Genomic DNA, 25,021 nt, shown 5'->3' with positions numbered 1-25,021 from the left:
CGGCCTTGTTGTACCAGCAATAAATTTTGGTTTCAGAATCACAGATAACCTGATCTGGGCAAATGTACATTGTTTGTCATCCGGCTACCCTTAAAATCCAATAACCAGAAAATAAATCAGGTTTTAGCCAAAAAAGAAGGTTGTCATGAACCGTTTTGTGATGGCGAACAGCCAGCAATGCATAGGATGTCGGGCGTGCGAAGTTGCCTGTGTGATGTCGCATAATAATGAGCAACATGTGTTAACCCCTGCGCAGTTCAAGCCCCGCATTACCGTGATTCAGCATCTGCGGCAACGCAATGCCGTCACCTGTCATCACTGTGAAGATGCACCCTGTGCCCGCAGTTGCCCGAATGGCGCAATCAACCGCATCGACGATTCAGTCCAGGTTGATCAGCAGCTGTGTATTGGCTGCAAATCCTGCGTCATCGCCTGCCCTTTTGGCACCCTCGAGGTGCTGCTCACACCTGTTGGCAATGGGCAGCTCAAAGCCACCGCGCACAAGTGTGATCTCTGCCTTGGCCGCCCTGAAGGCCCAGCCTGTGCACAACATTGTCCTACCCATGCTCTGCAACTGGTGAATAACGCGACGCTGACTGGTCTGGTGAGATCGCGTCGCTTGCGTGCCGCCAGCCAGGAAGCACAGCCATGGCAAAACGCCGGGGCGTTGCCACATGCGCCTGAACATCCCAAAGTACGGCAAATGCGAGCAACGCCACCACGTGGTGAACCGGATAAACTGCCGGTAGCAATACGCCAAAATGGCTTCGATGAAATCTATCTGCCCTTTCAGACAGATCAGGCAGTGCGCGAAGCACAGCGTTGCCTGACTTGCGGGGAACACAGCATCTGCGAATGGAACTGTCCGCTACATAACCACATCCCACAATGGGTGTCGCGGGTGAAAGAAGGCGACATTGCCGCCGCCGTCGAGTTGTCGCACCAAACCAACTGTCTGCCTGAAATCACCGGCCGCGTTTGCCCACAGGACCGGTTATGTGAAAGCGCCTGCACGGTACGCGACGAATATGGCGCGGTGACCATTGGCAATATCGAACGTTACATCTCGGATCACGCGCTGACTCAAGGTTGGCGGCCCGATTTGAGCACGGTACAGAAAGTGGATAAACGCGTTGCCATTATCGGGGCCGGACCCGCCGGGCTGGCCTGCGCCGATGTGCTGGTACGTAACGGTATCAGCGCCACCGTGTATGACCGCCACCCGGAAATCGGCGGTTTGCTTACCTTTGGTATCCCCTCTTTTAAACTGGATAAAGCACTTCTGGCACGCCGACGTGAAATCTTCAGCGCCATGGGCATCCGTTTCGAGTTGAACTGCGAGATTGGCAAAGACGTTGCGCTGGAAGCGTTGCTGAGTGATTACGACGCGGTGTTTATCGGCGTCGGGACCTATCAGTCAATGAAGGCGAACCTGCTTAACGAAGATGCACCAGGTGTCTGCGCTGCGTTGCCGTTTTTAATTGCCAACACCCGACAATTGATGGGACTGCCGGACAGTGCAGAGCAGCCGTTTATCAATACCGCCGGTCTGAATGTCGTGGTGTTGGGTGGCGGAGATACCGCGATGGACTGCGTGCGTACATCAATACGCCACGGGGCGAGTAAAGTAACCTGTGCTTATCGTCGCGACGAGGCCAATATGCCTGGTTCACGCAAAGAGGTGAAAAACGCCCGCGACGAAGGTGCGGAATTTGAATTTAATGTGCAACCCCTACAACTTGAGGTGGATAACAGCGGCAACGTTTGTGGCATTCGTCTGCTGCGCACGCAGCCCGGCGAGCCAGATGCCTCAGGGCGTCGTCAACCCGTTCCCATTGAGGGCAGTGAATTTGTGATGCCTGCTGATATCGTGATTATGGCCTTTGGCTTCAATCCGCATGCAATGCCGTGGCTGGAGCGTCAGAACGTCTGCCTTGACCAGCGGGGGCGTATCTCTGCCCGCGTAGACAGCACGTTCCGTTATCAAACCACGAATCCGAAAATCTTTGCCGGAGGAGATGCCGTGCGCGGTGCCGATTTGGTGGTCACCGCGATGGCAGAAGGCCGCCATGCGGCACAAGGCATGATGGACTGGTTGGGGATGAAATCCTCTGTTAAAGCGTAGAACCTGACCTTTGTAGCACGGACATAATAACGAAGTGCTAAGCCTATGATGTTTATATTGAGATGTAGGAATCACCCTCAATATCCCAATCCGTAATGTGTAGTTATTGCCCTTAATGCTTACCGGGATGTGTAGCAATCACCCTCATGCTGAGAAGGTGCAGATGGAGAAATTGCCCTCTGCTATTCCTGGCGTGGAGCCAAAGCAGGAGTCAGGTGTAGAAAATGCCCTTAATGTTCGATGACGACCCAGATCCGCGCCAGGAGGTGTAGTTTTTGCCCTCAAAAGCGCCGATTCCAGTGAGCGTAAGAAGCGAATAACGTGAAATGATGTAGTTTTTGCCCTCAGCTAAGGGCAAAAACTACACCTGCCGAACATTGGGTGTGGCCAAATCGTCCTCATCTTTCGGTGCAGGCCAAAAAGTAGAGTACTAAAAACAACCCGTTTTCAATCCAGTACCTGAACAGATGTAAGATTTGCCCTCAGACTGCAGCGCTTAAATCATTTTGAGGTGACGTTGGAAGAAGATGTAAGAATTGCCCTCAAGCCCGGGTGTGCATCAGGATAGGAGATGGAGAAATTGCCCTCAGTTCTCCCTTTCTACCAGCAAAGAAGATGTAGAAATCACCCTCGACCGTCTCAGGAGAAAGGTGTAGACATTGCCCTTAGCTTTGCTGGTAAGTGAACTGAAAATGTGTGATGCGATTACCCGATTTCTTCTCACTGTAAGTGATTGTCATATGGGTTTTTTCTTTGATTTCCTTCACCGCTTTGACCAGAAAACCACGCTTAAACTCAGCCATTTTCAGGTACGACTTCGGCAAACCGTAGCGCTCAATCATCCACTCCACCCCCAACACCGCAAAGCCAGAACCTTCGGCATTCTTGTACTGACAAAGTGATTCATACAAGCGAATGGCGTAAGGATTGGTGATACCGGCAACATCCTTGATCTTGATTTTCGTAAACCGCTTCTCAAGTGAGGTGAAGAATGGCATCAGGTAGGGGTTCAGATGGACAATGTAAGTACCACGGCGCGGAGAGTAGGCTTTTTTAATCATCCAGGGATACACCTCACTCCCCTTCTCATTTCCTTCATCCTCTTCAGGGCGAAAAATACATACTTCCTTAGCTGCAAACCCAGCCAGAGCATTACGGATATCTTTGCTGGCCTCCGTTGAGGGCAAATTATACATGTCTGCGTACTCGGCAACGGTAAACTCACACAGACCGGCAGATTTATCACCGCCTTTTGTGGCGTTGCGTATCCGCCCTACCGCCAGGAAAAGGATGCGTTTCTGATCGCGCGTCAGATGATATGCCGCTTCAGTCATCTCATTGGACTGCGCAATGATCTTGCTCACCGGCATGACCGCTTCCACCAGCGTCAAAACTTGCCTGTCTTTATCCACCGATTTCGATCCTCTGTTGATCCCTGTGCGTAAGTTTGCTGTTTGAGGGCAGTTTCTACATCTGCTAAGGGCAGATATTACACATGCTGAGGGTGATTTCTACATCTAATCAGGGCAATCTCTACACCTGTTGAGGGTAATTTATACATATTGATCCTTCGCAGGCCACGGATAGCAAGGGCTGGGAGCACGCTAAAAAGGTTTAAAAAGAGATAACAATATAAAAAATATTAAAAATATCTCAGTGGATAACTGGAAAAGTCATCTTATCAATGGCAAGGATCGCGAGCGGGATCAATAGCGATCCTGACAGGTCAACCAAGGGGACAGATTCTCTTTCATCAACGCAGTCTGTTGATAACCTACGGCGTTATGCGTTTCAGGGATATGTGATGCCCATCAAAAGACTCACGCAGAAGCGAGTTTCTCTATGTTGGCAGCGACATACTTCATCTTTCACCTGATCCCTTCGGATAACGTACCGCCATATCGGTACTGAGATGAGGGAAGTGCAATGGAGAAGCTGTTATACGGTGTCGCCTATTATCGTGAATATATGCCGGTAGAACGCTTGGATGAGGACATCCGTCTGATGAAAGCCGCAGGGATCAACGTGGTTCGCATCGCTGAAAGCACCTGGAGCAGTTATGAGCGCCGGGAGGGTGAGTTTGATTTCTCCTCTGTGCTGACCGTACTGGACCGCATGCATGCCAACCAGATTGCCGTGATTATTGGTACCCCCACTTACGCCATTCCTGCCTGGCTAGCTAAAAAACATCCTTCCGTAATGGCCACAACGCCGCAGGGAGTCAACAAGTACGGCCATCGGCAGAAAATGGACATCACCAGCCCCATTTATCTGCGTTACGCCGAACGTATTATCCGTGCGCTACTTACGGCCACCGCACACCATCCGGCGGTGATCGGCTACCAGATAGACAACGAAACCAAGTACTACGACACTTGTGGCGAACACGTGCAGCGCGATTTTGTTGAGCATCTGAAACAACGCTTTGCCGGGGACCTGGAAAAACTCAATGCGCAGTACGGGCTTGATTACTGGAGCAACCGTATTGATGCCTGGGAAGATTTCCCACCGCTGGAAAGCACCATAAACGCCAGCCTGGGCGCTGCCTTTCAGCAGTATCAACGTGATCTGGTTACCGACTTTCTCGCCTGGCAGGCGAAACTGGTCAGTGAGTATCGTTTGCCGGAACAGTTCATCACCCACAACTTTGATTTCGAGTGGCGGACCTGGTCCTTTGGCGTGCGGGGTGAAGTCGATCACTTCTCCGCGTCAGCAGCCCTTGATATCACTGGCGTTGATATTTATCACCCCAGCCAGCATCAGCTGACCGGGGCAGAAATTGCCTTCTGCGGGGATATCGCCCGCACCACTAAAGATAAAAACTATCTGGTACTGGAAACGCAGGCACAGGCATTCAAGAACTGGACGCCCTACCCGGGGCAATTGCGCCAGCAGGCTTTCAGCCATATCGCTTCTGGTGCAGCGATGATCGGATACTGGCACTGGCATTCGCTACATAACGCCTATGAGACCTACTGGAAAGGCTTGCTCAGCCATGATCTGCAACCCAATCCCGTGTATGACGAAGCCAGAGAAGTTGGGCAGGCACTGGCGCGCCTGTCACCGCAACTCAGCGGGCTGAAAAAGCAAAACCGGGTAGCATTGCTCGTCAGCAACAATTCACTGACCGCAGTGGACTGGCATCCCTGGCAGGGTCATCAGTTCGGGCGTCATAAAGAGCATCAATACAATGACCTGATTCGCAGCTACTACGACTCGCTCTACCGACTTAATATTGAAGTCGATATTCTGACTGTGGATGACCCGCGCCTGTCACGCTATGCACTGTTGATTGCTCCCCTGCTCTACGCCGTTTCTGATGCTTCACTGCAACGATTAAATCAGTTTGTGGCTGATGGCGGCCATATCCTGTACTCCTTCAAGTCCGGCTTTGCCAATCAGCATCTCAAAGTGCGACACGAGCGTCAGCCTGCGGTCATTCGTGAGACATTGGGAGCCAGTTATCAGCTGTTTGTCGAACCACAGGATGTCACCCTACATTCAGACGTCCTGGATATTCCACCGGAGTCCGCAGCAGTCAGCCACTGGATGGAGCTACTGGAGGTCGACAGTGCGGATACCGAGGTCTGGGCGCGCTATCAGCATCCCTATTGGCAAAAATACGCCGCCATCGTGCATAAACGCCACGGTAAAGGGACAGCAAGCTATATTGGCTGCCACACCAGCGAAACCGTGCTGGAAAGCGTCCTGACACGCTTACAGCAAAGGATTGAACTGCACAGCGAGGCTGAACATCTCCATTTTCCGCTGATCGTAAAACGAGCCATCAACCGTGCCGGCAATACCGTGCTGTTTTACTTCAACTATTCCAGTGACGCGCAGGACATCATCTTACCGTTCAACGCTGGGCGGGAATTACTGAGCGACAGGCGCTATCAGGCGGGCAACACACTGACCCTGGCTGACTGGGGTGTAGCAATCTTTGAACTGGAGAACGCGTGATGGCACAACCTGGTACTCATCAAGATCTGCAACGCATTGGCATCCGAGAGCGTCTGGCTTTTGGTGTTGGAGACTATGGCACGAACCTGACTTACACATTGATGGTCACGTTTCTGGCGTTTTTCTACACCGACGTAGTGGGTATGCCCGCGTTGTTAATTGGTTCGCTGATGTTTTTTGCCCGCGTGCTGGATGGCATCATCTGCATTTTCGTCGGTATCCGGATTGATAAAACCCGCTCCCGGCTGGGTAAAGCCCGCCCGTGGGTGCTCTGGACCGCCGTCCCGTTTGGCCTGTCAGCATTCTTAATGTCAACCGTGCCGGACGTGAGCTATGGCCTCAAGGTCGCCTGGGTCTGTGTTACCTATCTGCTGGCCAATATATTCTTCACAGCAAACAACATTGCTTATGGCTCGTTGCTGGCATTAATTACGCGAGATAACTACCAGCGCGGCATTCTCAGTGTCTTCCGTAAGGGACTGTCGACCTGTGGTTCGCTGACGGTGGGTGTGTTTACCCTGCCGCTGGTCGCGTTCTTCGGCAATGACCGGACCTCCTGGATCATCGTGTTCGCAATTCTGGGCTTTTTTACGGCGTTTTTCCTGCTGCTGACCGCCCTGGGTACCCGTGAGCGCGTAGAACCTGTGAGCCAGGATAACAGTACGCGGATCAACGCACGGCAGGTCATGCATTCAATGATGGCAAACCGCTACTGGATCATTATCTTTTTTTACCTGCTGATTACGTTTACCAGTCTGACGGCCCTTTCCGCAGTCGGGGTTTATTACTCCAAGTACATTTTGTCTGATGTCTCACTGATTGCTTATATCAGCATGGCGCAGTACATACCGGGCCTGCTCACGCTGATGATTATCCCTTTCCTGTTGAAAAAACTGGGTAAGCGACGTCTGGCAGCGCTTGGATTGCTGGTGTGTTGTGCGGCCTATCTGATCCCGTTGCTTAATAAACAGGACGCGCTTTTTGTCATCATATCCACGGCGGTGCGCAGTGTAGGTTTCTGCGGTATTGGAGCCACGATGTTTGCGCTACTGGCCGACACCATTGATTACGGGGAATGGCGCACCGGTTTGCGGATTGAAGGGATTCTGTTCAGCGCGGGTACGCTTGGGCAGACGCTGGGAATGGGGCTTGGTACTGCCAGCGTAGGCTGGATTTTGGGAGCGGCTGGTTTTGTCAGCGGTGGGAATACGGCTCAGTCCGCCACCGTCATTCAGACCATTGAGTTTATGTTCATCTTCTTTCCCCTGTTGTTGGCGGCCATTAATTTGGTCCTGCTTTGGTTTTATAAGCTGGATGATTTTTACGAAACGGTGGCTCATGACTTATCTGCCGGGCGTTACCAACAAGCTGATGTACCCGCCGTAACCCCCGCAAAGGAGAGATTACAAAGCCAGGGGTGAGCTTCGCCGCAAATCTGACAGGCAACGTCCTTCTCGGTCGGACGTTGCCGTTATACTTCCCGCAATCCAACAACCGGACGGGTTAATGATGGCTGAGCTGATTGACACGGAAATGGTGAACTACTCGCCACTGATGAGACGTTTCACCTTTAATGCATTTATGGTGTCAGGATTTACCCCGATAAGCCCCGGCAGCAGGCTCGACTTCTTCATTCACCGGCCCGAAGGCATGAAAGGCTACATGCTCAACCTTACGCTTAAAGGTGAAGGCGTTATTCGCCACGCGGAGGGGGAGTTTCATTGCGTGGCTGATGAGATGTTGTTATTCCCACCAGGCGTCCTCCACCATTATGGCCGGGCCAAAGAAAGTCCGGCTTGGGACCACTTGTGGATTTATTTCATTCCACGTCCTTACTGGATTGACTGGCTGCACTGGGATCGAACCGAGGGGAATATTGGCCGTATGCCGCTTGGCAGTTCCGCTGACAGCCAGCAGATCGCGAATCAATTTAAGGACGTGATTCGCTGGAATGCAGCATCAGAGCCACTTGCTGAAGCGTTGGCGATGAACACGCTGGAGCGCATTATCCTGGAGTTATTCCAGCGACAGCCAGCCAGTAACCATCGAAACCGGGACCCTCGCATCCAGACGGTCTGCCATTACCTGAATGAGCATCTGGCGGAAGATGTTCGCATCGACGATCTGGCCAGAATGACCTACCTCTCCTCTTCCCGGTTAACTCATATCTTCAGAAAAGAGATGGGGAATACTATTTTTGGCTGGCGTGAAAGTCAGCGCATCTCCCGTGCCTGCGATTTGCTGCAACAGACACAGCTGTCGATAACTCAGATTGCACGCGCTGTTGGTTATGAGGACCCACTCTATTTTTCTCGTATCTTCAGCCAGCATCGTCACCTCAGTCCGCGTGAATACCGGAAGAAGTTCGACCGCATACCGCTGTTCTGAACCCAATGATATTCGAATCGCCCAGCATACTCACCACCTCCCCTTCTCCTTGTTAATTGACAACAAGGATAAACGCTATCAGCCCTCTGTGTAGAAACCTGCTGAAGCCTTCACGACGATAAAATTGTAACAAATCAATAAATTATAATTTATTTTTTACTGAGGTGATGGCATTTGATGGATCATCGGCAAATCTATAAACACACAAATACTCATTTACTCATATGAAACTAACCGTATTTACACATTAACTCATATGTGTTTTACTTCATATGAGTCATAACTCATATGAGACATTGAGGATTTGAGCATGAAAATTATTTCCTTCCTGAACCCTAAAGGCGGTTCTGGAAAAACTACCGTCACCATTAATGTCAGCAGCTGCCTTGCAGCCAGTGGTAAAAAAGTTGCGGTAGTCGACACCGACCCGCAGATGAGTCTGACAAACTGGAACCGGAACGAAAAAGCGCGCTTTGATGTCTATACCGCCTCTTCAGAAAAAGATGTCTACCAGGTGCGTAAAGAACTTAGTGAGTATGACTACGTCATTATTGATGGTGCGGGTTCTCTTTCCGTCATTACTTCTGCGGCAGTGATGGTCAGTGATCTCATCATTATCCCTGTAACACCAAGCCCGTTGGATTTCTCGGCCTCTGGTTCCGTCGTCACAGTACTTGAAGCGCAGGCATATAATCGCCCGGTTGAAGCCCGTTTCCTGATTACGCGTAAGATTGAGCAAGCGAAAATGCTCAGTGTCCTCAAGGACAGCATTGCCCAGACCGGCATTAAGGCGCTGAAAACGGCGATTAATCAACGCCAGAGTTACGTTAAATCTGTCCTCGATGGTGATAGCGTGTTTGAGACGTCAGATGGTGCAGCAAAAGGCGAAATCCAAATCCTGACAAGAGAGATTGAGTCGTTTTTCGAGTAACCTCTTAATGAGTTAATACTCATATACGCTTATACTCATATGGGTATATACTCATTTAAGTAAAATTGCTTTTACACAAATACTCACTAAGAAGGATGACGATTATGGCACTGCAAAAGAAGCATTCATCAGCAACGATGACTTTTGGTGAGCACAGAGATATCAGTAAGATTGTCTCTTCTCCGGTGTTGCCGGGTTCAGATAAGCAGAAACGAGTTAATGTAAACTTTGACGAAGCTAAGCATGCTCGCTTCAAAGCCGCTTGCGCCAAACGTGGAACCAACATTACAGTGGTTATTAATGACCTTGTAGATCAATGGCTTAACGATAATGAGTAAATGAGCTTTTGAGAGTATAGCCCAAACTCATATATGTAAATGAGTTTATACTCAAATAAGTAAACACACATTTGAGTGAATTAACATATACATACCTGTCTGAACCAAGCTGCGATCTTTAGGCATGTTGAGTAAAAACGCATTACTTCCTTTGAGTAAGTGAGTAAATACTCATATAACCTTATGTGTATTTACTCAAATGAAGTCCCTTTTCCCATCGTTGCTATGTTCAATCCTGCATTCAAACCAGTAACAGTCATGCTTTTCACATTAGCGAGCAGGATCGCCATCGGAACCTGAGAAGCTGTACCTCGTACAGAACCGTTGCGCTTTATCATCAAGTTCAGAGAAAAGTTCGCTCATAAACAGGGTATTGAGCTTTTACTCAGATCAGCATTTACACATAATTTCACTTACTCACTTACTCACTTACTCACTTACTCATGAGTTATTCTCTGGGTCCACTATGCACCCTTCATTCGCAACACTACCAAGGCTGAATGCTCGCTTTCAGTATGAAATGATAATCGCTCGGCAGAAGTGGGGGGATGATTCGCTTTACTCAAATGAGTAGTTGAGTAGTTGAGTAGTTGAGTAGTTGAGTAGTTGAGTGTGAACCGTGTTTTACATGATGTGATGTAACTTATTGTTCATAATGAGAAAAGCATATCTTCATTTACTCATTTGAGCTTTTACTCAAAACTGCATTATTAGCACCGGAGTCAAAGGTAAGCCTGCGCACACCCCTTACTTACTAGAGACTGGCAGAAAACAGAGGGCAGGGGCTTCGGTATGAATTCAGGTGATGGATACGCAAAACATCGCTATGTACATCACCGGTCTAGTGTCGACATCCCGGCAAAACAACAGCAACGTATTACGACCAATTCTCAAGAATGGTTGCGTCATCATTCATGCGTAGAAAACGAAAGCAGAAAAAGCCGTAGCCTCGATGCGGTTCTTACTATGCAATGATTCGATAGTGAAGGCTGTACAGCCAAAGAATGAGTAACACCGGCGTGCGAGTTTAAATATTGGCGACGGGTAACCTGCCGCAAGCGTTTTTTGCTTACTCAGCTTTTTGATGCACCCATCTTCCACATGTAATCCAGCTGTACAGCGAAAAAATGGCAAGGATGCACGTTTGATCCGTTCACTCTTTACGGCTATCGATTTGAACTGTGTTATGAGAGCGTCGAGAAGGCTTACCGTGCAAAGTTATGAACAACGTGGAGCAATTCAACACATCCCATTCTGAAGCCGGGTGGTGAAAGATAAACACACTCGACGTCCTCATCGTTAGCCGTGTAGATCAATCAGGACAAAACAGCTCTCCCACCAACTGATAACTCTTCTGGCAAGCCCAGGATTTAGGGATGAAATGCATCGTTGCCGATGACTACTATAGCGAGTAAGTTTACTCACTACAGTGGTCTTCTGTTTTTTGCAGCAGATTGTGAGGAGGGGGTTTGTAGAAAAGTGCCCTTGCTCACTGACGTTGAATCACTAAAACCGGATCTATTATCCGTTGCTCTCTATAGTGGTCATACACTCACTACAGTGGTCATTTTAAACTGCTGCTGCTGCGTCTGATGAGGTCTGTTTTTTATGCCACCATGACAAAATGCGGATCATTGATCTCTCCAGAGTAGAAGCATTCCGATCGATATCTATGAATTGTTGACCAGCAACAGGACGCAGATGCATATCAATCCAGGGAAGCCTTGTCCTCGTTATCCACAGGCCCGATCCAATTATTCGATCCTAATATGATCCCATTTAGATCCTTAACAGATCCCATCACCTCTGAAACCCTTGATAGATATGGCTTAGAGGGATGTTGACGACTGCTATGGAGAGAGAAATGACTGCTGTGTTGAGCTAATTGACTGCTACAGAGAGTGTAGATGACTGCTATGCCGAGTTGTTCATGACCGCTGTAGTGAGTAACTATCTGATTTGGTTGTTTATAAGTCAATACGCGCAAAGTTCGAGCTACGCTGCGTCCTTACTGCTATCAACTGACCCTCTAAATTCACTGTGATTAAGTTTCATAGAGTTATGCACAGCAAATTGCGCAGCAAAATCATTAAAAGAGCCATCAGAAATCACCCATAACCAGGATCTAATAAACGATCCGCCAGATGTTGCAGGTGTCACGTTACTTTGTTAATTATCCAAGGATATGATTTATAATAAGTTACATCAAAAAAAGACTGCTGTAGAGAGTAAAAAAGACTTCTGTAGCGAGTTAAATGACTACTATGGAGAGCAATTAAACTGCTGTAGTGAGTAGAATAACCGCTGTAGTGAGTGCTAGTATCCCCAATATCGAGTAACGGCGATCATCGCTTGTTCAGATCACGGATTTTTCAAATGCCGAAAAAAGAACAAGAAAACAAACTGATAGCTGAGGCCTTCAGTGAAACGGATAAACGAACCGGCGAGGTTGTGCACCTCACGCCGAACAGTAATAACACTGTTCAACCGGTGGCGTTAATGAGGCTGGGGCTCTTCGTTCCAACCCTCAAATCCACTGCGAATGGCAGAAAAAATCAGTTATCCACCATGGATGTCACTGATGAGCTGAAGCAGCTGACGATCGTTAAAGCTGAAGGGTACGAAAATATCAAGATCACCGGCGCGCGTCTTGATATGGACAACGACTTCAAAGCATGGGTGGGGATCATTCATGCGTTTGCCAAGTACAAGGTGCTGGGAGACAGCGTAACGCTGCCTTTCGTTGATTTTGCCAAACTCTGTGGCATTCCCTCACTTCGCTCCTCCGCAAAGCTTAGAACACGTCTGGAAGCCTCTCTGACGCGTATTGCGACGAATACCATCCACTTTACCAATAAAGAGGGAGAGTATTACGTTACGCATCTGGTGCAGTCTGCAAAATACAGTGTGAAAAATGACACTGTCACGTTGCAGGCGGATCCCAAGATCTTCGAACTGTATCAGTTTGATCGTAAGGTATTGCTTCAGCTCCGTGCCATTAACGAATTGGCGCGTAAAGAGTCCGCGCAGGCCCTTTATACCTTTATTGAGAGTCTGCCCCCGGATCCTGCTCCTGTGTCCATGCAACGCTTACAGGCGCGGTTAAACCTGACTTCGCGTCCAAACACCCAGTATGCGACGGTCAGAAAGGCGATGGAGCAGCTCAAAGAGATTGGCTACCTCGATTACACCGAGTTTAAGCGCGCCAGTACCGTCTACTTCTCCATTCATTATCGACAGCCCAAACTCAGACCGGCAAACATCCCTTTGAGTCTCCCTGAACTTGGCGAGGACGATCTGGATGGTGAGATTGATATCGTTCCGATTAAGCAGAAGGTGAGGGCGAAGCCAGCGGCGAGAGCGAAGAAAACGAAAGAAGAACCAGCAGGCAAAATGGTTATGCTCTCCGATGAAGAACTTGCCATCCTGGAAACCATCAGGAAAACCAAAAAAAGCTGACCAGCCAGGTTAGCGCCAATTTGCTTAAACCCATCCCTCAATGCTGTAGTGAGATGCTTCTCGCTACAGCAGTCTTTTGCGTTTATTCCACTAAGCTTATGTAGGAGTTCACTCGCTATAGTAGTCTTTATTGCTCTCTATAGTGGTCATTTGTCTCCCCGGAAGGAAACCGCTGTAGAGAGAAAGCAGGCATAAACACAGGCTAGAGATGACCACTATAGAGAGATAAAGAGCAACGCATTAGTTTCTCATTTCACAACCCCCCTGGTACTTACTAACTTGTCAGGCCTTTGTTCATCACGTGTTAGTGATCACTAACATCGAAATGGTAGGTTAATGGAAAGCGCTTATCCCACGTATTAAATCAGGTGTGGGTATCCCTCTGATCATGTAATTCTCACCACAGTAGTCATCCTGAAAACGGTGGTTACTCTCCATAGTGGTTATGCTAACGTTCTGCCGTTACTCTCCACAGTAGTCATTCGGAAAGTAGGCTTCCTGTCAGGCACGGCAAAATATCTTTTATAAATAAACTGTACGGTACAGTTAATGTCGATTAACATGCTAAAGCCAGAAGCCTGTTTTAGCTAATGATGGGACTTTTTGGCGCGGCTCTGTACTTCCTTAACGAGGTAATAACGTGGCTTTTCCTTTGTAGGGAGAACAATTCTGATGGTTAGCAGGCTGTTTAGCTTAGCCGTGGAAATGACGTTCCGGGAATGGTTGATACATGTGGCGATGATTACGGTGTCCCTACTCATTCTCTGGCGAGTGGGCAGCAATGTTAGAGAGATTCTGCATCTCCGTCGATTAGGCATGAAACGCGGGAGCTACTATGCATGCCGGATCTGGGGGGCTCGACTGATCCCCGTCTATGTTTTGCTGGTCGTCGAGATCGCGGTGGTGCTCGTCGTCGGCCTCCTGACTGTCCTGAAGCTGAGAGATGTAACGTACTGGTGAAGATCGTGGTCTGAACGGCCATGCCTGTTTCATTCATGTTCCCGTATTTTCATGTTGTCCATAAACGAGTTAGTGGTATGGCTGAACTCAGGAGAATAATCCAGATGAGAGAGAGGTTTCTGACATTTGTGGAAGGCATGACATTCAAGGACTGGAGCATGCTGTGTGTACTGATCACCACTGTCATTATCATGTGGTGGCGGGTGGCCAGTAACATCAGAGACGTGATGCATATCCGACGGTTCAAAGCGCAGCGTGGGAGGCAATATGTATCCGGTGCCTGGGGATCCCGCCAGAATTCCCTTATTGCGTTACTTGTTGCGGAAACGCTGGTGGCGGTGGCTATCAGCATTCTTATCGCGCTTATGCTGGTGGGTGTGACATTTTAACGGTTTAACGTGGCGGCAAGGCCCGCCTGGCGGCGGGCAGCATCCCATCAGGTAAGACTAGCGACAGAAAAATCAGAAAGTTGATGCTAATCTTCGATGTCACGTAGGTAACCACGCCATACCACACAGCGTGATCTGGATGCGTCTTTTTATATGTGCTGTGATCGCCTTTTTTTGTTTGCTGTCTTCTACTCGTCGGTGAGGCAAAAGTGCGCCAAAAACCACATCCATCAGCATTCCGGCACAGATTTCCACATCGTCGAGGGGCAAATTTTTCGTGCTGGCGGTACTTACTAACCAGTCCATAAGCAATTCCCGCGAACTCACCGCTCTGGTTTCATAGAGATAATCAGACAGTTCAGGAAAGAGAATGGATTCACGCGTCATCAATCGTAGAATCGCTTCCCGCTCCTGAGATTCTTCTTCGCTGATGTCGAGGCGAAAAATTCGAAACAGACATTCGTCCAATGCACACACTTCATCCTTGGGTCTGGGCAAATCAAGCAAAAGATGGCGATGTTCGCTGATCACCGCAGCAAACAGTGCCTGTTTATCGCTGAAGACCTCATACAGCGTTCGCTTCGAGACTTTTGCTCGCCGGGCAACTTCCGCTGTACTGGTGCTGGCAAAACCCAGTTCCACGAAGGCGCGGTAAGCACTTTCGATGATGCTCTGACGTCGGCTGGCGGCATCCTGGGTTCTGGGGCGACCGCGTGTGGGTAATGAGTCACTACTTGTCATGTTAACTGTGTCTTCCGTTAATCTTCGTCACAAATACGGTACTTGATAAGTACCGATAAATGGTACAGGATATTTTCCAGCAAATGCAGATTTTATCGTAACCCTGGAGAACGTCCATGAAATCGGAATCGTTTACTCAATCCTCCTCAGCCATCCGTGATCCGCTGATTTTAGATGTGCTCAACCAGATGAACGCTCGAAGGAAACGCCCGGATGCAGCCGCGTTTGCCGGACCGGGCGCGCCGGACCCGGAGATGTTTGCTGATTATGGCTTTTCGATTCATCCCGAACAGGGCGACCTTATCTATCTGTTATGTCGTGCGATGAAAGCGACAAGGGTAGTGGACTTTGCCACCTCCGTTGGCATGTCTGCCCTCTATTTCGCTGCTGCCATGCGCGACAATGGTGGCGGTGAGGTCATTGGGGCCGAACTGGTGGCTGCGAAAGCCGCCACCGCACAGCGCAATCTGGCGGCCGCCGGGTTGGATAGTTACGTAGATATCCGCATTGGTGATGCACGCGAGACGCTTAAAGATACCGGTGGGCCAGTCGATTTTGTGTTGATCGATGGCTGGCCGTTGGCTGAAGGCCCGACCCTGGCGAGACAGGTGATTGAGATCATGGCACCGCAGTTACGTGTGGGGGGTTACGTCCTGAATGACAACGCGGAACCTGATTTCCTCGAGTATATCCGTAACCCGGCCAATGGTTTCATCTCGGTCACACTGCCCATCAAGCGTGGGACAGAACTGGCCGTGAAGGTCGCATAATGGTGACGTTTAGTCGACGACATTTCATTCAGGCGGGCGTGGGGCTGGGGGCAGCAGCGATGTTGACGCCTGGTTTTTCGGCCCTGATCACCGGAAGCAACAAGATGCTAAATGCGGGCGTAGGGCGGGCGAGTGTTGTACTGACCGGATTATATCCGCTGGATGATTTTGTGGGTGAGCATGACTCGCTGGAGACTCGAGTGTTGTTGCTGCAACAGGCAGGCCAACGTCAGGCCATTGTGGTGGTTGACCTGACGTCACTGACGCAGGACGTGATTGCCCGGATGAAGTCTATACTGGCAGAGGTATGCGGCGTCGCAGCGGCGAACGCCACCATCAATGCCAGCCACTCGTTCTCAACACCACATATTTTTACCGAGTCCTCGCAGGCTGTACGGACACCCGCGGTTCTCACCGCCTTTGAGCAGGCCTTGCGCACCGCCGCAACGCAGGCGCTACGTTCTTTACAGCCGGTCCAGCTCGGCATCGGAAATGGCCTCAGCAGAATGGGTGTCAATCGTAATATCAATACGCCGGCGGGTTGGTGGCTTGGTGCTGATGATGCCGGTTATACCGATCCGCATGTAGGACTGATTCGCCTGACCGCGCAGGACGGCCATCCCCTGGCCATTCTGATCAATTATGCGGTGCAACCGGCGGTAATGGATGCATCTCAAACCGCAGCCGGGGGACGTCTGATGAGCGCAGATCTCGCGGGGGCAACCTGCCGATATGTCGAAGGCCATTATGGTAGTGGCACCGTGGCGTTCTATCTTGTGGGATGCGCCGGAGATCAGGTTCCCTATCTGCAAGCCAGTCGTCATGTTGTCAATAAAGATGGCAGCGCCAGTCGTATTGATATGCATGAAAAGGGATTCACGCTGCTGGATTTATTCGGTCAGCGTTTGGGCGAGGAGGTTATTCGTATCGCCGAGAGTGTCAGCCCTGAGCCAGGTGGCATCTTCAGGCTCGCACGGCAGCAAATTACCGTTAAAGCGCAAATTTTCTCCCCGCGCAATGCGCCAACCGGGCCGGTTAAGGCATTTGATTATCAGGTCAGCGGTGTGAGCACGCTGCCGGTGGTGGTGATGCAGTGGGGAGATAGCGCGTTAGTCGGCGTACAGCCTGAACTCTCTGCCTGCCTCGGTGCACATATTCGCGCAGCGTCCCCTTTTGCACAGACCTTTGTGATGACGATGGTGGATGGGGCGGCTAAATACCTGCCTGATAGCAGCAGTTACGATCGCTTTACCTATGAAGCCCGTTCCTCACCTTTTGCACCTGGAGCCGGTGAAGTGGCAGCCCAGGCGATCATTAATCAGTTAAAACATATGCGGGCTTTACCTGCATGACGTACAAACTTCATTCAGGAAGATAAATTATGGCAAATATGTCACGAAGAACCTTTATGGTAGCCGGGACGGCCCTTGCGGGGGTCGTCTCCGCAACCGGGATTACTCGTCAGGCGGTTGCCGCGAATAAAAATGGATTTATGGCGGCATCGACCAATACGACCAGCAAGGATGATGGCGCGGGTAAAGGGCCGGGTTTACAACGTATTTTTGCACTGTGCGAAGTCACGGGCGGTGGGGAAAAGGTTTACGGTATTGCCGCTGAATATGATACGGATATCGATCCGACCAGTCTGTCGCTTTCAACCTTTAAAGCCGGAGTGGTACCGGCCGCAGAGGGTTTTTTTGCCGGTATGCCCAATGAACCCGACAAAAATGCCACTCAGGCTGCGCCAGTACCCCGTGCGATCAAAACGATTTACACCAATGCTGAGCCAGCGCTACTGGCGGGGCAATCCAGCGTAACCGGACGCTATGTGATTGCTGAATTTGCACATGACCCGGATCTTAGCCTACCAACACAGGACAGCGACATCGTCTCGCTGACACAGGTTAACAGCGTCAAAACGCTCGCCGGTCAGATCTATGCCGCCCACCCTACACCGTGGAGTAACACCGGTTCACATGGCAACAATGTTGTTATTCGCGGTGTTGATGACTGGGAGCAAAATCACTGGTGGTGGGACGACACCCGCTCAGCGTGGCTTGAATACAGCATCTATCTACCGAAGTCGTTCCTCAAACCCGGAGGAGAGAAGCAGTCCTATCCGCTGGTGTTGGCCATCACCCACTCCGGCACCAGTTATGACGGCACCTGTGCCCAGACGCTGACTGAACAATGCATTGCGTCGATCTGGAGCATGCCGGAAGAGCAGGATCTGCATGAATGTGTGGTGGTTACACCGCGTTACGAGCGTACCACCATGAACGATTACTGGGAGCACACCAGTGATGTCGAGAATACCTGGCGACTGGTGCAATCTTTGCTCAGTAACACCTGGGACTACGGTAACCCCAATCTTGAGGATCGCGCAGACAAGGTCCTGAAAATTGATGCCTCACGGGTTTACTGCACCGGATGGTCAATGGGAGCGATGACATCTTTGTGGCTGATGGCAAAACACCCGGAAACCTTCGCTGCCGGCCTGATTATTGCCGGGCAACAGCGTCCTAAAGATGTCGCGACCCTGGCGCAGCAGAAATTGCTGATCATCACCGGATCTGATGACAACAAAGCGACGCCGTGGAATGAAAAATGCTTACCGGTGTGGGAGCAGGGCGGCGGTAAGGTGACGCGGCCGAGCGAATTGCTGGACCCGACCCTGATCTTCCCGATTAACAATCAGCAGAAGCTGACCGAGCAGGTAAACCATTACCTTGATGAAGGCGGGAACATCACGTTTTTGACCTTTAAGGGCGTTGACCATATGGCGTCTGCTCGTAAGTTTTTCTATATCAATGCGGCGCGGGCATGGTTGTTTAAACAACAAAAGTCGTGATCTTCCCCCCTCCTGATGCCACCCATTGAGTGAGCATCCATGACAGCTGAACGATAATTAGACTGCGCAAACCACCACATGATATTTGAATAAAAACCAAATTAATCATGTGGTTATCCTTGTTTATTCTCTGCGAAATCTATTGACATTCCCATCCGTTGATACCTAGATTATATAGGCATGCAGGAAATTGTTACAACAACAATCTTTTAATGTTGCAGACATGTAACCCTGCTGGCGGTATCAACGCTTACTTCTCGTATCTGCAAAAGACGGCACCGCCAGCCTGTCATCAACTTACTCATTGAGCTTACTCATGAATTCATCATTTCAAGGAAATACCAGGATCTCAGGCTGGCGAGGATGGTGCACGCTGGGATATGGCGTTTTGCTGGTTCTCACCGGCGTCATCCTTGCCGTACCGGGCTTTAAACTGGTTCGGCTCTCTGGCAGTCCCTACTACCTGGTGATGGGGGGTGTGTGGATTGTTGCGGGTTTACTGGCGGTATTACGTCGCGCGAGTGGACTGTATCTGTACCTGATCAGTTTCATTGCCACACTGCTGTGGTCCCTGTGGGAATCGGGTCTTGATGGCTGGGCGTTGGTGCCTCGCCTCGATCTGGCCCTGCTATTCCTGATTATCACGGTGGTGCTGATGCCAGCCCACCGCGCTGATGGTGCACGCGGTTATCGGCGTTATGGTGTGGGTTTGCTGGTGGTAACGGTGGTGGGGTTGGCAATTGCCATCCCGCTGGCGCAGCAACCCTATCCGGTTGAGGCGGCGACGACGCCGCCAGGGAATTATTTTGACAATGTCACCACGCCAGCCGCGCAGGACTGGCCGACCTATGGCGGTGGTCACGGTGCCCAGCGCTTCTCTGCGCTGACGCAGATCACCCCGCAAAATGTCAGCCAGTTGAAACGTGTCTGGGTCTACCACACCGGTGAAGCACATACGCCGAATTTTGGTAACGAGCTGACACCCATCAAGATTGGTGATGTGGTGTATGGTTGTACGATCCGCCATAAAGTGTTCGCGATTGACGCCGCCACCGGTAAACAGAAATGGATGTTCGATCCGCAAACCCCGGCAGAATCCTCTCCGCCCAACTCGGCCTGTCGTGGCGTGGCTTATTATGAAAATCCAGCCGTCCCAGCCGATCAGAGCTGCTCGCAGCGCATTATTGTGGGAACGCTGGATGCCAAACTGGCGGCGGTGGATGCCCGGACCGGTGAACTGTGCCAGGACTTTGGTCATCACGGCTTTGTTGATTTGATGGATGGGATGGGCAAATGGCCTGCGGGTATCGTTTCGGTTACGGCGGCACCGACGGTGGTGAAGGGCGTCGTGGTCACGGGTCAACAGGTAATGGACGGCCAACTGCGCAATGCGCCTTCTGGCGTGGTGCGCGGTTATGATGCGGTCACCGGTCAGTTACGCTTCGCATGGGACATGGAACAACCGGATATCACCACCACGCCGCCAGCGGGCAAAACATACTCACTTGGCACGCCGAATATGTGGTCCACGGCCGTGGCCGATGAAAAGTTAGGGCTGGTGTATCTGCCGATGGCGAACTCGGCGGGGGATTACTACAGTTCAACCCGAACAGCAGAAGAGCGCAAATATAGCTCCTCCATCACCGCACTGGATGTCACCACCGGCAAACCGCGCTGGGTATATCAGTTTGTGCACAATGACGTCTGGGATTACGACTCACCTGCACAACCGAGCCTGGTGGATTTCCCGACCGATAAAGGCCTGGTGCCTGCACTGATTGAAACCACCAAGCAGGGTGATCTCTGGGTGCTGGATCGCCGTACCGGGCAACCCCTCCATAAGGTCGAGGAGCAACCGGCACCACAGGGCGGCGTGGAGCCAGAAGAACGCGCGAAGACCCAGCCGCGTTCACTGTACAGCCACACGCAGAAACCTGACCTGACCGAAAAAATGATGTGGGGGATTTCTCCCATCGACCAGCTGGTATGCCGTATCCAATATCGTGAAGCGAACTATCAGGGCATCTTTACGCCACCGAGTGCGGACAAACCCTGGATTGAATATCCGGGTAACAACGGCGGATCAGACTGGGGCAGCATCTCGGTTGATGTACACAATGGCGTTATCATCTCCAACTACAACGATCTGCCAAGTTACTCAAAACTGGTGACCCGTGCAGCCGATGATGCGATGGGTGTGTTCTGGATGGGTGACCCGCGCTATAAGAACCCACCACCGGGACGTAATCGTCCGCAGGCTGGTCTGCCTTACGGTCAGGATGTTAACACCGGCTGGGTATCCAATATTGGTGTGATCTGTAAACAGCCGCCGTTTGGCATGATCAAAGCCATTGATCTGGCGACAGGTAAAACGTTGTGGGATCGTCCACTGGGTACCGCAGAACGTAATGGTCCCTGGGGGCTGCATTCAATGCTGCCGCTGCAAATTGGTCTGCCAAATAACGGCGGTGTGTTAACCACGCAAAGCGGCCTGGCGTTCGTGGGGGCGACCACCGACGACTACTTGCGCGCTATTGATGTGAAAACCGGTAAGACATTGTGGCAGGACGAACTTCCGGCTGGCGGACAGGCCACGCCGATGACCTATGAGGTGAACGGACAGCAGTTCCTCATCATCATGGCGGGTGGTCATCACGGCATGATGACGCCAGAAGGTGATGAAGTTATCGCTTATGCCTTGCCTGACAAGGTCTGATTTCCCTTCCGTTAAATGACCTGTTGTGAAGCAGGTCACAATTTCTTGACAGTGAAAACCCACTTACCTAGATTATCTAGGTAAGTGGGTCATCCGGCTTGATACCTGATGACATGGAATCATTATTTATCCAGGAGTCGTTATGGGCAATCAGCCGACTGAACCTGTCAGTCAGTTAAAAGTGCCTTTCTGGTTACGTCTGACACCCGTCAAGGCAGAGGAAGTGAGCGCGTTGCTGGTCTGTATGATCTACATCTTCTGCGTGTTATCTGCCTATTATGTTCTGCGCCCGATCCGCGACACCTTTGGTATTGATGGCGGAATGCACAATCTGCAATGGCTGTTCACTGCCACATTGTTGGCGATGCTGGCCCTCAATCTGCCGTTTGCGGCGCTGTCTCGTAAACTGCCGCGCAAAAAGCTCATTCCTTTGGTGTATCGTTTTTTTATCAGCCATTTACTGATTTTTGCCGTGCTGAAGTTTTATCTGCCGGTCGCTGCCCAGGTGTGGCTGGGGAGAGTGTTTTTCGTCTGGCTGTCGGTCTTTAACCTTTATGTGGTGTCGGTGTTCTGGTCACTGGTTGCCGATATTTTCTCGCGTGAGCGTGCCAGCAGGCTGTTTGCCATGATGGCTGCCGGGGCCACGTTGGGGGCGATCGTCGGATCGGCCACCACCGCGTTGCTGGTACATCGTTTCAATACCATCGGTCTGTTCGTGCTGGCAGCGGTGTTGCTGGAATGTGCCGTTGTGTGCGTGAAGCGGTTGAACAGCGTGACTCATCTCGCGGATGCAACCCATGCTGGCGCAGCCCAGACGCAACCGCTTGGTGGCGGGGTGTTTTCAGGCATTGTGCGGATTGCACAATCGCCTTATTTGCTGAACATCTGCCTGTACATGTTGCTGTACTCGGTCACCTCAACACTGATCTACTTCCGCCAGGCCGATCTGGTACGCCATCTTTTTCAGTATGACAGCGATCGTACCGCCTTTTTTGCCACCCTTGATCTGGTGGTGAATGTGCTGACGCTGGTGACGCAGTTATTTATCACCAGCCGTCTGATGGCGCGTTATGGCACTAAGTTGGTGCTCGGTCTGCTGCCGATTATCACGCTGCTGGGATTCGCCAGCCTGTCGATCTGGCCGGTGGCTGCTTCAATTGTGATGTTTTCCGTGCTCAGACGCGCCAGCAATTTTGCGCTGGCGCGTCCGGCACGCGAAGTCCTGTTCACCGTATTAAAACGCGAAGACAAATACAAAGCCAAAAACGTGATTGATACCGCTGTGTATCGTGCCGGTGACCAGGTAGGGGCATGGAGTTGGGCGGCAATGAATGCCGTAGGCATGAGTGGCGGCATGCTGCTTTGGCTGGCCTTACCCCTTTCGCTGATCTGGCTGGTCAACAGCCAGTGGTTGGGCCGCAAACAGATACAGCTGGAAGAGAAAACCATTTATCCCCTCAAAGAGACATTGCATGAAAACAGTCACTCTTAACGGTCAGAACGTTCCCGCTATTGGCATGGGGAGCTGGCATCTGGGTCAGGGCAGGCATAGCGCGCAGGCAGAAATCAATGCGTTACGTGCCGGTATTGCTAGCGGGCTAAAGGTGATCGACACCGCCGAAATGTACGGTGATGGCCGTTCTGAATCATTAATTGGCAAAGCGATTAATGGCTTACGCGATAAGGTGTATCTGGTTTCAAAGATCTATCCTTACCACGCTAATCGTCTGATGATGGAACGTAGCTGTAATGACAGTCTGAAGCGACTCAACACCGATTGCCTCGACCTCTATCTGCTGCACTGGCGTTTCAGCAGTATCTTGTCTGAAGCGGTGTCAGGTTTTGAGAAGCTGAAACAGCAGGGGAAAATTAAGGCGTGGGGTGTCTCCAATTTTGATGTCAGTGATATGGAGGATCTGTTTGCTACCGAGAACGGCGATCGCTGTGCAACCAATCAGATTTTCTATAACCCGGCGAGCCGTGGCATTGAGTTTGATTTGATCCCCTGGTGTAACCAGCATCATATGCCAATGATGGCGTACTCCCCGCTGGGTGGTGAAGGGGCATCGCTGCTGCGCCATCCGTTGATCACCCAGCTGGCTGCTAAATATCAAACCGGTCCCTCCACCATTCTGCTCGCCTGGGTGATCCGTAACGGCAATATGATCGCCATACCGGAGTCAGGGGAGGCGGCACATATCAAAGAGAATGCCGCCGCATTAAGCGTGCAGTTACAGCCAGCAGATCTTAACGTCTTGGATGAAGCCTTCCCGTCACCCACACGTAAGGTGCCGCTGGAAACGCGTTAATGCTGCGTGGTTTTCTTCCACAGCGCACACATGCTGCGGCTGCGTAATTTCAAATGGAGCATCCGCGCGGCGAGGATCACAACCGCCGCCGATTCAAAAGAATGGTAGTAAAGGGAGCTGTTGGGGGAGCTAAAAATGTTCCACAGCAGCGCCAACAGCAGGGCGCATGACGTCGTCTGACAGGCAATCATCGGGGTACATAGCCAGTGATAGAGGCGGACCCCTTCAAGCTGGTTGCGGTGAATCGCCAGCAGACCTGCCCAGGTGACACAACCGCTCAATGCGGCGGTGATCACCGCAGGCCCACCGTGGTGATTGGTTAGACAGGTAAACACGGCAAACACGATGGCGATAATGATGCCGAGATTGATAAACAAGGTGTTGCGCAGTTTGCGCGTGATTAATACCACAGCAAATTCAGCGGCCAGGTTTTGCGGGGAACCAAAACGTTGCGTCACGCGCAGGGCCGCTTTTTCGGGAGTATCGTTGCTGCATTCTACCGCTTCATAAAAATGCTCACTGATCTCCAGACAGATATTGTCAGCATATTTCTGTTCAAAACGTAGCTCATGCTTTAACTCCAGCAGATAGCGTTGAGCGGGTTCTGGCAGTTCAGTCAGCGTGGACATTATGACCTCTGCAATAAAGAGGAGACAGCCAGGGAGTAGCTATCCCAGGCTTCGCGTTTTCTCACCAACTCCTGCTGACCTTCTTTGGTCAGTTGATAAACACGGCGTTTCCGTTTAGATGGCGCAATCTCCCACTCTGCGCCAATCAGGCCACGTTGTTCCATGCGGTGCAGAAGAGGGTAGACAGTACCTTCCTGGAAGGAAAGGACGCCATCCGTCAGCTGGTGGATCAATTCAATTAATGCGTAGCCATGACTGGGGCCACGCTCCAGCGCGGCAAGTATGACCATTTCAATATGGCTCTTCAGATTGTCGTCAGCACTGCTTCTCATGGTCATTTTCCGCTTACAAAGATAGATACACACTTCGCCGTTATCTTAGCTTGACTTAGGTTGCCTTGATACCTAGTTTATCTAGGTATGATAATGAGACCGGATAGTTGATTTTGCAAT

At 50.9% G+C, this 25,021-nt stretch carries 18 protein-coding genes; 14 read left to right on the top strand and 4 right to left on the bottom strand.

The genetic code is table 11. The features are described 5' to 3' along the window. Positions 1-145 precede the first annotated feature (145 nt). Positions 146-2,125, top strand: a complete 1,980-nt coding sequence (gene aegA / locus PAT9B_RS26795) for a formate-dependent uric acid utilization protein AegA (protein ID WP_013512421.1) — start codon at positions 146-148, stop codon at positions 2,123-2,125. Positions 2,126-2,790: 665 nt separating this feature from the next. Here the strand turns inward: aegA and PAT9B_RS26790 are convergent. Continuing rightward, the gene (locus PAT9B_RS26790; protein WP_041526281.1) at positions 2,791-3,495 is read right to left on the bottom strand and encodes a RepB family plasmid replication initiator protein; all 705 of its coding nucleotides are present in this window, start codon (positions 3,493-3,495) and stop codon (positions 2,791-2,793) included. 556 nt (positions 3,496-4,051) lie between these two features. Here PAT9B_RS26790 and PAT9B_RS26785 point away from each other — a divergent pair. The 7 genes from PAT9B_RS26785 to PAT9B_RS26750 all read left to right on the top strand — a co-directional run bounded on the left by PAT9B_RS26785 (position 4,052) and on the right by PAT9B_RS26750 (position 14,553). Next, positions 4,052-6,088, top strand: a complete 2,037-nt coding sequence (locus PAT9B_RS26785) for a beta-galactosidase (RefSeq protein ID WP_013512419.1) — start codon at positions 4,052-4,054, stop codon at positions 6,086-6,088. Beyond that, complete coding sequence (locus PAT9B_RS26780) at positions 6,088-7,509, top strand: MFS transporter (protein WP_013512418.1); 1,422 nt, start codon at positions 6,088-6,090, stop codon at positions 7,507-7,509. The genes PAT9B_RS26785 and PAT9B_RS26780 overlap by 1 nt, the downstream gene beginning before the upstream one ends. An 85-nt stretch (positions 7,510-7,594) precedes the next feature. Further along, complete coding sequence (araC, locus tag PAT9B_RS26775; protein ID WP_013512417.1) at positions 7,595-8,476, top strand: arabinose operon transcriptional regulator AraC; 882 nt, start codon at positions 7,595-7,597, stop codon at positions 8,474-8,476. A gap of 310 nt (positions 8,477-8,786) precedes the next feature. Further along, entirely contained in the window at positions 8,787-9,407 is a 621-nt protein-coding gene (gene parA / locus PAT9B_RS26770; protein ID WP_013512416.1) for a ParA family partition ATPase, read from the top strand. A 104-nt stretch (positions 9,408-9,511) separates the two neighbouring features. Continuing rightward, entirely contained in the window at positions 9,512-9,745 is a 234-nt protein-coding gene (locus PAT9B_RS26765; RefSeq protein ID WP_013512415.1) for a plasmid partition protein ParG, read from the top strand. Between the two features lie 2,376 nt (positions 9,746-12,121). Next, positions 12,122-13,204, top strand: coding sequence for a RepB family plasmid replication initiator protein (locus tag PAT9B_RS26760; RefSeq protein ID WP_013512414.1), 1,083 nt, complete (start codon positions 12,122-12,124; stop codon positions 13,202-13,204). 1,037 nt (positions 13,205-14,241) lie between these two features. Next, a complete protein-coding gene (locus tag PAT9B_RS26750) occupies positions 14,242-14,553 on the top strand; it encodes a hypothetical protein (RefSeq protein ID WP_223300527.1) in 312 nt (103 codons plus the stop codon). 99 nt (positions 14,554-14,652) lie between these two features. Here the strand turns inward: PAT9B_RS26750 and PAT9B_RS26745 are convergent, their stop codons facing one another. Beyond that, entirely contained in the window at positions 14,653-15,294 is a 642-nt protein-coding gene (locus PAT9B_RS26745) for a TetR/AcrR family transcriptional regulator (RefSeq protein WP_013512411.1), read from the bottom strand. A gap of 116 nt (positions 15,295-15,410) precedes the next feature. On the opposite strand from PAT9B_RS26745, the gene PAT9B_RS26740 reads away from it, so the two are divergent. From PAT9B_RS26740 to PAT9B_RS26715, 6 genes are all read left to right on the top strand, one after another. After that, positions 15,411-16,064: an O-methyltransferase gene (locus PAT9B_RS26740; protein WP_013512410.1), complete on the top strand. Its 654-nt coding sequence runs from the start codon at positions 15,411-15,413 to the stop codon at positions 16,062-16,064. Next, positions 16,064-17,416 (top strand): hypothetical protein, encoded by a 1,353-nt coding sequence (locus PAT9B_RS26735; protein ID WP_013512409.1) that lies wholly within the window; start codon positions 16,064-16,066, stop codon positions 17,414-17,416. The genes PAT9B_RS26740 and PAT9B_RS26735 overlap by 1 nt, the downstream gene beginning before the upstream one ends. 29 nt (positions 17,417-17,445) lie before the next feature. Beyond that, entirely contained in the window at positions 17,446-18,915 is a 1,470-nt protein-coding gene (locus PAT9B_RS26730; RefSeq protein WP_013512408.1) for a prolyl oligopeptidase family serine peptidase, read from the top strand. A 316-nt stretch (positions 18,916-19,231) separates the two neighbouring features. Then, the gene (locus PAT9B_RS26725) at positions 19,232-21,631 is read left to right on the top strand and encodes a membrane-bound PQQ-dependent dehydrogenase, glucose/quinate/shikimate family (protein ID WP_013512407.1); all 2,400 of its coding nucleotides are present in this window, start codon (positions 19,232-19,234) and stop codon (positions 21,629-21,631) included. Positions 21,632-21,773: 142 nt separating this feature from the next. Beyond that, positions 21,774-23,123, top strand: a complete 1,350-nt coding sequence (locus tag PAT9B_RS26720) for an NTP/NDP exchange transporter (protein WP_013512406.1) — start codon at positions 21,774-21,776, stop codon at positions 23,121-23,123. Beyond that, complete coding sequence (locus PAT9B_RS26715) at positions 23,104-23,940, top strand: aldo/keto reductase (protein ID WP_013512405.1); 837 nt, start codon at positions 23,104-23,106, stop codon at positions 23,938-23,940. The genes PAT9B_RS26720 and PAT9B_RS26715 overlap by 20 nt, the downstream gene beginning before the upstream one ends. Here the strand turns inward: PAT9B_RS26715 and PAT9B_RS26710 are convergent. Together PAT9B_RS26710 and PAT9B_RS26705 are read right to left on the bottom strand one after the other, a co-directional pair. Next, positions 23,937-24,569, bottom strand: a complete 633-nt coding sequence (locus tag PAT9B_RS26710; RefSeq protein ID WP_013512404.1) for a hypothetical protein — start codon at positions 24,567-24,569, stop codon at positions 23,937-23,939. The two genes, PAT9B_RS26715 and PAT9B_RS26710, sit on opposite strands and share 4 nt — an antisense overlap. Next, complete coding sequence (locus PAT9B_RS26705; RefSeq protein ID WP_013512403.1) at positions 24,569-24,901, bottom strand: helix-turn-helix transcriptional regulator; 333 nt, start codon at positions 24,899-24,901, stop codon at positions 24,569-24,571. Before PAT9B_RS26705 ends, PAT9B_RS26710 begins: the two co-directional genes overlap by 1 nt. Positions 24,902-25,021 lie beyond the last annotated feature (120 nt).

Origin of the sequence: Pantoea sp. At-9b (assembly GCF_000175935.2) — a bacterium.
Classification (GTDB): domain Bacteria; phylum Pseudomonadota; class Gammaproteobacteria; order Enterobacterales; family Enterobacteriaceae; genus Pantoea.
This window is presented reverse-complemented; position numbering and strand designations above follow the sequence as displayed.